General features: G+C 66.0%; 12 protein-coding genes. 7 read left to right on the top strand and 5 right to left on the bottom strand.

Annotated features, from left to right (window positions below; translation table 11 throughout):
- Position 1: 1 nt before the first annotated feature.
- Genes hisF through GNH96_RS00595 form a run of 3 tightly spaced genes read left to right on the top strand, consistent with a single transcriptional unit; the run spans position 2 to position 1,470 of the window.
- Complete coding sequence (gene hisF / locus GNH96_RS00605; RefSeq protein ID WP_169601325.1) at positions 2 to 766, top strand: imidazole glycerol phosphate synthase subunit HisF; 765 nt, start codon at positions 2 to 4, stop codon at positions 764 to 766.
- Complete coding sequence (gene hisI, locus GNH96_RS00600) at positions 763 to 1,149, top strand: phosphoribosyl-AMP cyclohydrolase (RefSeq protein ID WP_169601323.1); 387 nt, start codon at positions 763 to 765, stop codon at positions 1,147 to 1,149. Before hisF ends, hisI begins: the two co-directional genes overlap by 4 nt.
- A 3-nt stretch (positions 1,150 to 1,152) precedes the next feature.
- Positions 1,153 to 1,470 (top strand): phosphoribosyl-ATP diphosphatase, encoded by a 318-nt coding sequence (locus tag GNH96_RS00595; protein WP_169601321.1) that lies wholly within the window; start codon positions 1,153 to 1,155, stop codon positions 1,468 to 1,470.
- Here GNH96_RS00595 and GNH96_RS00590 read toward each other — a convergent pair.
- Positions 1,467 to 2,393 carry a GIDE domain-containing protein gene (locus tag GNH96_RS00590; RefSeq protein ID WP_169601319.1) on the bottom strand — a complete coding sequence of 309 codons (927 nt, stop codon included), beginning with the start codon at positions 2,391 to 2,393 and terminating at the stop codon, positions 1,467 to 1,469. The two genes, GNH96_RS00595 and GNH96_RS00590, sit on opposite strands and share 4 nt — an antisense overlap.
- Positions 2,393 to 2,965 carry a LemA family protein gene (locus GNH96_RS00585; protein WP_169601317.1) on the bottom strand — a complete coding sequence of 191 codons (573 nt, stop codon included), beginning with the start codon at positions 2,963 to 2,965 and terminating at the stop codon, positions 2,393 to 2,395. Before GNH96_RS00585 ends, GNH96_RS00590 begins: the two co-directional genes overlap by 1 nt.
- A gap of 79 nt (positions 2,966 to 3,044) precedes the next feature.
- On the opposite strand from GNH96_RS00585, the gene GNH96_RS00580 reads away from it, so the two are divergent.
- Both GNH96_RS00580 and GNH96_RS00575 read left to right on the top strand, forming a co-directional pair.
- Positions 3,045 to 3,590 (top strand): gamma carbonic anhydrase family protein, encoded by a 546-nt coding sequence (locus GNH96_RS00580; RefSeq protein ID WP_169601315.1) that lies wholly within the window; start codon positions 3,045 to 3,047, stop codon positions 3,588 to 3,590.
- A gap of 60 nt (positions 3,591 to 3,650) precedes the next feature.
- The gene (locus GNH96_RS00575) at positions 3,651 to 4,046 is read left to right on the top strand and encodes a phenylpyruvate tautomerase MIF-related protein (protein ID WP_228719934.1); all 396 of its coding nucleotides are present in this window, start codon (positions 3,651 to 3,653) and stop codon (positions 4,044 to 4,046) included.
- A gap of 53 nt (positions 4,047 to 4,099) precedes the next feature.
- Here GNH96_RS00575 and aroE read toward each other — a convergent pair whose 3' ends face one another.
- Both aroE and hemB read right to left on the bottom strand, forming a co-directional pair.
- Positions 4,100 to 4,939 (bottom strand): shikimate dehydrogenase, encoded by an 840-nt coding sequence (gene aroE / locus GNH96_RS00570; protein WP_169604526.1) that lies wholly within the window; start codon positions 4,937 to 4,939, stop codon positions 4,100 to 4,102.
- Entirely contained in the window at positions 4,936 to 5,940 is a 1,005-nt protein-coding gene (hemB, locus tag GNH96_RS00565) for a porphobilinogen synthase (protein WP_169604525.1), read from the bottom strand. The genes aroE and hemB overlap by 4 nt, the downstream gene beginning before the upstream one ends.
- A 113-nt stretch (positions 5,941 to 6,053) precedes the next feature.
- On the opposite strand from hemB, the gene GNH96_RS00560 reads away from it, so the two are divergent.
- Positions 6,054 to 6,704, top strand: a complete 651-nt coding sequence (locus GNH96_RS00560; protein ID WP_169601313.1) for an MlaC/ttg2D family ABC transporter substrate-binding protein — start codon at positions 6,054 to 6,056, stop codon at positions 6,702 to 6,704.
- Here GNH96_RS00560 and hemF read toward each other — a convergent pair.
- A complete protein-coding gene (gene hemF, locus GNH96_RS00555) occupies positions 6,699 to 7,613 on the bottom strand; it encodes an oxygen-dependent coproporphyrinogen oxidase (protein WP_169601311.1) in 915 nt (304 codons plus the stop codon). The two genes, GNH96_RS00560 and hemF, sit on opposite strands and share 6 nt — an antisense overlap.
- Positions 7,614 to 7,708: 95 nt before the next feature.
- On the opposite strand from hemF, the gene cmoB reads away from it, so the two are divergent.
- Positions 7,709 to 8,683, top strand: a complete 975-nt coding sequence (gene cmoB / locus GNH96_RS00550; RefSeq protein WP_169601309.1) for a tRNA 5-methoxyuridine(34)/uridine 5-oxyacetic acid(34) synthase CmoB — start codon at positions 7,709 to 7,711, stop codon at positions 8,681 to 8,683.
- The last annotated feature ends 80 nt before the right edge of the window (positions 8,684 to 8,763 follow it).

Here is an 8,763-nt window from a genome sequence, read left to right as displayed (position 1 = left end):
CATGCTGGCCAAGCGCATCATTCCCTGCCTCGACGTCGACAATGGCCGCGTCGTCAAAGGTGTCCGCTTCGTCGACATCCGCGACGCCGGCGATCCGGTCGAGATCGCCCGCCGCTACGACCGGGAGGGTGCGGACGAACTCGCCTTTCTCGACATCACCGCCAGCGCCGACGACCGCGAGACCATGGTGCACGTGGTCGAGCAGGTGGCCGGCGAGGTGTTCATCCCGCTGACGGTGGGCGGTGGCATCCGTACCCTCGAAGACATCCGCCGCATGCTCAACGCGGGGGCCGACAAGGTCAGCATCAACACCGCCGCGGTGTTCAATCCCGAGTTCGTGCGCGAAGCCGCCGAGCGTTTCGGCTCGCAGTGCATCGTGGTGGCCATCGACGCCAAGCAGGTGAGCGAGAACCCGCCGCGTTGGGAGATTTTCACCCACGGCGGGCGCAAGCCGACCGGGCTGGACGCCGTGCCATGGGCGCGGCGCATGGTCGAGCTGGGCGCCGGCGAAATCCTCCTGACCAGCATGGACCGCGACGGCACTCGCGCCGGTTTCGATCTGGGACTGACCCGGGCGATCAGCGACGCGGTCAGCGTGCCGGTGATCGCCTCCGGCGGCGTGGGCAACCTCCAGCATCTGGCAGACGGCATCCTGCAGGGCCGGGCCGACGCCGTGCTCGCCGCCAGCATCTTCCATTTCGCCGAGTACAGCATCGGCCAGGCCAAGGATTTCATGGCCGCCCAGGGCATCGAGGTGCGGCGGTGAGCGGCTGGCTCGACGAGATACGCTGGACCGCCGACGGCCTGGTGCCGGTGGTGGCGCAGGAGGCCGGCAGCGGACAGGTGCTGATGGTGGCCTGGATGAACCGCGAGGCCTTGGCCCTGACCGCCGAGGAAGGCTATGCCGTGTACTGGTCGCGCTCGCGCGGCCGGCTATGGCGCAAGGGCGAGGCGTCGGGCCACCGCCAGAAGGTGCTGGAAATCCGTCTGGACTGCGACGAGGACGTGGTGCTGCTCAAGGTCGAGCAGGCCGGCGGCATCGCCTGCCACACCGGCCGCCACCATTGCTTCTACCGCGTGCTGAAGGACGGCCGCTGGGAGACGGTCGAGCCGGTGCTGAAGTCGCCCGATTCGATCTACGGGGCCTGAGCGATGGACGTCCTCGACCGGTTGGCGGAAATCCTCGAGCAGCGCAAGTCGGAGGCGCCGGAGAAGAGCTATGCCGCGAGCCTGTACGCCAAGGGGCTCGACACCATCCTCAAGAAGATCGGCGAGGAGGCGACCGAAACCGTGATCGCCGCCAAGGACGGGGAACGCGACAAGATCGTCTACGAAATGGCCGACCTGTGGTTCCACTGCTGCGTGCTGCTCGCCCAGCAGGGACTCGGGCCGGACGACGTGCTGCGGGAACTGGCCCGGCGCTTCGGCATGTCGGGCCTGGAAGAGAAGGCTTCACGCAAACCCGGCTAACCGGTCCACAGTCTGGCCGACACTGCGCCGCCCAGGCCCGCGGCGAGCAGGAAACCCGCCAGCCAGGCCAGCCCTAGCCACAGATGGCGCCGGGCGAGGTGCTCCTGGGGCAGCGCCGAGATCAGGAACCTCGATCCATCGCGGGGCTTCCGCAGCACGTTGAGCTCGATCGGGTGCGCCGCCGTGCCGCGCCGCTGCAAGACCTCGTTACGGGCCGCTTCCCGCGCCGTCTCCCATTCCTCCAGGTCGATGTCGCCGTCCCGGTTCGTGTCGAAGCGCCGCAGCAAAGCCGCTTTGTCCCGTTTCCAGGCCGCCAGCAGGTCTCGGGTTTCTTCCTCCGGGGAGCAGTCGCCGCCGCCGATGCCGGCGAACTGGCCGGAAACGAAAAGCCATTCGCCTTCGGGGATGCGGGACTCGGTATAGCGGTAGGGACCGGCCGGGCACAGGACGTCCCAGAGACTTCGGCGCCCGCGCGGCAGGCCGCCGGGCCGGGGGTAAAGGCCGCGCCAGCTCACACGGATGGGCGCCAGCACCTCGGCGTCCTCCGGATCGACGACGCAGCGGCCGGTTTCGTCCTCGATCTCGAAGATGGCGGTGCTGGCGCCCTCGTCGAGGGTTTGCCAGTCCGAGTCACCGCTTTCCCGGTCTTTGCGTTCCAGGGTGTAGCGGTACCAGACGCAGCGCTTTCCGCTCAGCGGTGCGACGATGGGTTCGCCCGGCATCATTCGGGCACGCCCTTCCAGCTCGACGTAGCCCTGGGCCGCCGAGCGGATGCGCGAAGTCGGACGGTCGGTGATCGCCCGGCCGTGGCTCAGATGGCCGAAGCCCCGCCACAGGCACAAGGCCGCCGCCGCGATACTCAACCACGCCAGCAGCCAGATTTCGCGCTCCGCGGCCGCCGCGAGCCAGTCGGACAGCCCCATCAGCCGAACAGGGCGCGCAGGTCCGGGTTGCTGATGTCGGTATCCGAGAATTCCAGCAGCTCGAATGGCTTGAAGCCGAACAGCCGGGCGATGATGACGTCGGGGAACTGGTCGAGCCGGACGTTGTTGGCGTTGACGTGGTCGTTGTAGAACTCGCGGCGGTCGGCGATCGAGCTTTCCAGCTCGGTGATGCGTCGCTCCAGCGCCCGGAACGACTGGTCCGCCTTGAGCTCCGGGTAGTTCTCCGCCACGGCGAAAAGGCTCATGAGTCCCTGCCGCAATTCGCCTTCGGCGGAGCCCAGGGCCCGGACGTCGTGATGTTCGCGCGCCGCGGACACGCCGCTGCGGGCCTGGATCACCCGTTCCAGGGTCTCCTTCTCGTGCTTCATGTACTGCTTGCAGGTTTCCACCAGCTTCGGCAACTCGTCGTGGCGCTGGGCCAGGAGCACGTCGATGTTGGCCCAGGCTTTTACGGTATCATGCTTGAGTTGCACGAGACGGTTGTAGATCAGGATCACGTACAAGGCGATCAGGATCAGCACCCCGAAAAGTATGAAACCGGCGATGGGCATGGCGACTCTCCTCCTGCGTGGGGCCTAGTATAGCGGCCGGCGGCCCTCGCCAGAACGCCGACCGACAGAGAGGAGAAAAATGGCGATCCAGCGCTACAATGGCATCCACCCCGCACTGGGCCGGAACGTATTCGTCGCGGAAAGCGCCTTCGTCGCGGGCGACGTGAGCCTGGGCGACGACGTGTCGATCTGGCCGATGGTGGTGGCCCGCGGTGACGTGCACCGCATCGAAATCGGCTCCGCCACCAACATCCAGGACGGCAGCGTGCTGCACGTCACCCAGCCCAGCGCCTTCAACGAGGCCGGATTCCCCCTGATCGTCGGCGCCGGCGTCACCGTGGGCCACCGCGCCGTGCTGCACGGCTGCACCATCGGCGATTTATGCCTGATCGGCATCGGCGCCATCGTCATGGACGGCGCGGTCGTCGAGGACCATGTCATGGTCGGCGCCGGCACCCTGGTGCCGCCGGGCAAACGTTTGGAGAGCGGATTCCTCTATGTCGGATCGCCCGCCAAGCAGGCGCGGCCCCTGAAGGACTCCGAACTCGAATTCCTGATTCATTCCCGCGATGGGTATGTCAGGTTGAAGGACCAGTATTTGCATGATAGGGGTATTGGTCCATAGGCTGCGTCAGCGGCACGCATCGCGTGCGCCGAATACGGCGTGTCGGGTGACGATCGGGGCTTGAAGCGGCCGTTCGCGTCCGAGGCGGAAGCCAACTACCAGGAGAACACCATGCCTTACCTGAAAATCCAGATGAGCCGCGGGCTCGAACCCGAGAAGTCGAAAGCGCTGCTGGCCGCGGCTTCCCAAAGAATAGCCAGCGAACTGGGCAAGCCGGAACGCTATGTGATGGTGGAGCTCACCTCGAATCCGGCCATGCTTTTCGCCGGCACGGATGAGCCGGCGGCTTTCCTGGAACTGAAGAGCATCGGCCTCCCCGCTGGCAAGACCAAGGTCTTGTCCCGGGCCTTGTGCTCGCTGCTAGAGGATTTCGCTGGAATAGCGCCGACGCGCGTCTACATCGAGTTCACCGATGCCGCCGGGAGTTTCTGGGGATGGAACAGCTCCACCTTTTGACGGAGTAGTAGGCGTTCCCGGCCGGGTTTTTCTTCGAGTGTCGCTCCGCCAGATCACTTCACGGTTCGCCGCTCGGCTTCGAGGGTTTCGATCACTGGCCGCGTTTCCGGGCGCACGCCGCGCCAGAGCAGGAAGGCCTCGGCCGCCTGCTCCACCAGCATGCCGATGCCGTCGGTGCTGACGCTAGCCTGCTTTTCCCGTCCCCACCGCACGAAGGGCGTGGGTTCGAAGGCGTAAGCCAGGTCGTAGCAACTGCCGCCGGGGGCGAGCGCGTCGGCGGGGAGCGGCGGGAGTTCGCCGCTCAGGCTGGCGGCGGTGGCGTTGAGGATCAGGTCGAAGCGGTGCCCGGCCAGATCGGCGAAGCCGCAGCCTTCGACGGGGCCCAGGTCGCCGAATTCCGCCGCCAGGGTTTCCGCCGTGGCGATGGTGCGGTTGGCGATGACCAGCCGGGCCGGCCGTTCCGCCAGCAGGGGCGCCAGGATTCCCCGCGTCGCCCCGCCAGCGCCGAGCACGAGGACTTTGGCGCCCGCAAGGTCCAGGCCGAGGTTGTCCCGCAGGTCGCGAAGCAGGCCGATGCCGTCGGTGTTGTCGCCGAACACCGAGCCGTCGTCCCGCAATGCCAGCGTATTGACGGCGCCCGCCCGCTCCGCCCGGTCGCTCCGGCTGTCCGCGAGTCGCCAGGCGAGTTCCTTGAGCGGGACGGTGCAGTTGAGGCCGCGGCCGCCGCTGCCGAAGAACTCGCGGACGCGGGATTCGAACCGTTCGGGCGGTACGTCCTCGGCGGCATAGACCAGGTCCTGGCCGGTCTGGGCGGCGAACAGGGCGTGGATGCGGGGCGATTGGCTGTGCTTGATCGGGTGCCCGAACACCGCGTATCGGTCGGGCCGGGTCATTTCAGCCAAGTCGCCACGTCCTTGGCGAAATAGCTGAGGATGCCGTCGGCGCCGGCTCGCTTGAAGGCCAGCAGCGATTCCAGGACGACTGCGCGCTCGTCCAGCCAGCCGTTCTGCGCCGCGGCCTTCAGCATGGCGTACTCGCCGCTGACCTGGTAGGCATAGGTGGGTACGCCGAAGCGCTCCTTCACCCGCCGCACGATGTCCAGGTAAGGCATGCCGGGCTTGACCATGACCATGTCCGCACCTTCCCGCAAGTCCAGTTCGACTTCCCGCAGGGCTTCGTCGCCGTTGGCGGGGTCCATCTGGTAGCTGTATTTGTTGCCGCCGCCGAGATTCGCGGCCGAGCCCACCGCGTCGCGGAACGGGCCGTAGAAGCTGGAGGCATACTTCGCCGAGTAGGCGAGGATGCGGGTGTTGACGAAGCCCTCGGCCTCGAGCGCCTGCCGGATGGCGCCGATGCGGCCGTCCATCATGTCGGAAGGGGCCACCACGTCGGCGCCGGCGGCGGCGTGGGACAGGGCCTGTTTCACCAGGGCGTCCACGGTTTGGTCGTTGATCACGTAGCCGGTATCGTCGATCAGCCCGTCCTGGCCGTGCGAGGTGAAGGGATCCAGGGCGACGTCGGTGATGACGCCGAGTTCGGGCAGCCGCGCCTTCAGGACCCTGACGGCGCGCTGGGCCAAGCCTTCCGGGTTCCAGGCTTCGCTGGCTTCCTGGTCCTTCTTGTCCGGAGCGATCACCGGGAACAGAGCGACGGCCGGAATGCCGAGCTCGAGCGCCGCGGCGGCTTCCTCCAGCAGCAGGTCGACGCTAAGGCGTTCGACGCCGGGCATGGAGGCGACCGGTTCGCGGACCTTGGTGCCTTCCGTGACGAACAGGGGATAAATCAGGTCGTCCACCGTCAGCCGGTTTTCCCGCATCAGGCGGCGGCTGAAATCATCCTTGCGCATGCGGCGTGGGCGGATGGACGGGAATGGTCCGGGGCGGGTGTCGAGCATGTCCATGGAGTGGGTGGTTTCCGAATCGAATGGTATAGTGTACTGAAGGCCCGCACGCTATGATACCGCGTGCTTTTTACCCCCGTTTTCCCTCATTCCCTCAGGAGTCTTTCATGAATGCCAAGGCCGTATTGCGTTACGCGAGTTGCTTGCAATTCGTGCTATTGCTGTGCGGGGCGTCTGCGGCATCGGCCTATGCCGAGCAACTCTCGCCTCCGCAGCAAGTGATCCAGCAGACGTCGAACCAACTCCAGAGTTCGCTGCAGAAGCCCGAGTACAAGGAGGACTTCCGCAAGGCGACCGAACTGGTCGAGCGCATCATCGATCCGCATGTGGATTTCGAGCGGGTTTCCATTCTGGTCCTCGGCAAATACTGGAAGACCGCCACGCCGGATCAGAGAGAGCGGTTCAAGAAGGAGTTCAAAACGCTCTTGGTCAGGACCTACACCACGGCGTTTACCGAGTATTCCAACTGGGATATCCGCTATCTTCCCTCACAGGATGTGTCGGCGGGCAAGATCATGGTCCGGACCGAAGTCCTGCAGGAAGGTGCGCAGCCGATTGCGGTGAACTATCGCATGGTGCAGACCGGCAGCGAGTGGAAGGTCTACGACATCCTGATCGAAGGCATCAGCCTGCTGCAGAACTATCGCACCAGCTTCACCAACCAGGTGGCGCAGACGGGCCTGGAGCCGCTGATCAAGGATCTGGTGCAGCGCAACGCCAATGCGTTCAAGGAGCCATTGGCCCACAAGGAATCATGATTCCAGCCATTCCCGCGGCTTCAGATAGTTGAGGTACAGGTTTTCCTCGGCACTGCCTTGTTGCGGTCGCCAGTTGTAGCGCCAGTGGGCGACGGGAGGCAGTGACATGAGGATGGATTCCGTTCTCCCGCCCGACTGGAGCCCGAACAGGGTTCCGCGATCGTAAACCAAGTTGAATTCGACGTAGCGCCCGCGCCGGTAAAGCTGGAATTCCCGCTCCCTTTCGCCGTAGGGCGTCGCCTTCCGCCGCTGGACGATCGGCAGGTAAGCCTTCAGATAATGGTCGCCTACGCTGCGCAGGAACGCGAAACAGCGTTCGAATCCCCACTCGTTCAGGTCGTCGAAGAACAGGCCGCCCACGCCTCGGGTCTCGTTGCGATGCTTCAGGAAAAAATACTCGTCGCACCAGCGCTTGAACCGCGGATAGACGTCCGTCCCGAACGGCAGGCAGGCGTCCCGGCTCGTCCTGTGCCAGTGGATCACGTCGTCTTCGAACGGGTAGTAAGGCGTCAGGTCGAAGCCGCCGCCGAACCACCAGATCGGTGCCTCGCCTTCCTTCTCGGCGAGGAAGAACCGCACATTGGCATGCGAGGTGGGGACATAGGGATTCAGCGGATGGATGACCAGCGACACGCCGGTCGCCTGGAAGCTGCGGCCGGCCAGTTCCGGACGATGCGCGGTGGCCGAGGCCGGCAGGCTGGCGCCGCGGACATGAGAGAAGTTGACGCCGCCCTGCTCGAAGGTCTCCCCGCCGCTCAGGACGCGGGTCCTGCCCCCGCCGCCGGCGGCGTGCTCCCAGCGGTCCTCCATGAAGCGGGCGCGCGGTTCTTCGGTTTCCAGCGTACTGCAGATGCTCTCCTGAAGAGTCAGCAGATAGGATGTGACGGCTTCGATGTCGGGCCGGCTCATGCCTTGATTCCTCCGTGTCGTGGTGCTGCTCGGCACCGTGCCGAGGCTTCGGCGGATTCTAGCACGGCCGGCCCGGCGGCCGGGGCGGGTGGTGCATGAGCGATCGCGAGCTGTTTGCCGGGCTGCTGGCCCCACGGTGTTTCCCAGGCTGGGCGGAGATCCTGCTGCCCCGGATCGAAGCGGCGCTGGCAGGCAGCCGCCACGGCAATTGGCCGAGGTGGCGCGCGCTATTGCAGGATCTGCCCGAGGTTGCGCCTTCGGCGGTGGATTTTGCGGCGGATACGGTATCGTTGGGCCGGGATGGCGATTGCGACAGGCTTGCCCGGCAAGCCATCGAATCCGCTCTGCGCCGGCTTCACCCCTGGCGCAAGGGGCCGTACGACATTCACGGCATCGTCATCGACACCGAATGGCGCTCCGACCTGAAATGGCGCCGGCTGCAGCACGCGATCGCGCCACTGGCCGGCCGGCGGGTCCTCGACGTCGGCTGCGGCAATGGCTATCACGCCTGGCGCATGCTGGGGGCCGGGGCGAAAGCCGTCATCGGGATCGATCCCACCCTGCTCAGCGTGGCGCAGTTCCTGGCCGTGCGCCATTTCGCCGGAGACTGGCCGGTCGCCGTGCTGCCTTTGGGGATCGAAGACTTTCCGTCCGAGACCCGGGTTTTCGACACCGTGTTCTCGATGGGGGTGCTGTATCACCGCCGCTCGCCGTTCGACCATCTGGCGGAATTGAAGGGTTGTCTTCGGCCGGGCGGGGAATTGGTGCTGGAAACCCTGGTCATCGAAGGCGAGGCGGGCCAGGTATTGGTGCCCGAGGGACGCTATGCCCAGATGCGCAACGTCTGGTTCATTCCATCCCCCCCGACCCTGCTGTCCTGGCTGGCGCGCGCGGGTTACCGCGATGTCCGCCTGGTCGACGTGTCTCCCACCACGATCCAGGAGCAACGCTCGACCGGCTGGATGCAATTCCAGTCGCTGCCGGACTTCCTCGACCCGGAGGATTCCTCCCGCACGGTCGAAGGCCATCCCGCGCCCCGCCGGGCGATCTTTCTGGCCGAGGCTCCTTGAGGCGAGCCGGGCCGCGCCCTTTCTCCCGCCGCGGAATCTCCGGATAATGGCGGTCCGTGACCTAACACGCTTCAACTGCC

The sequence above is a fragment of the Methylococcus geothermalis genome, from assembly GCF_012769535.1.
Classification (GTDB): Bacteria; Pseudomonadota; Gammaproteobacteria; order Methylococcales; family Methylococcaceae; genus Methylococcus; species Methylococcus geothermalis.
This window is presented reverse-complemented; position numbering and strand designations above follow the sequence as displayed.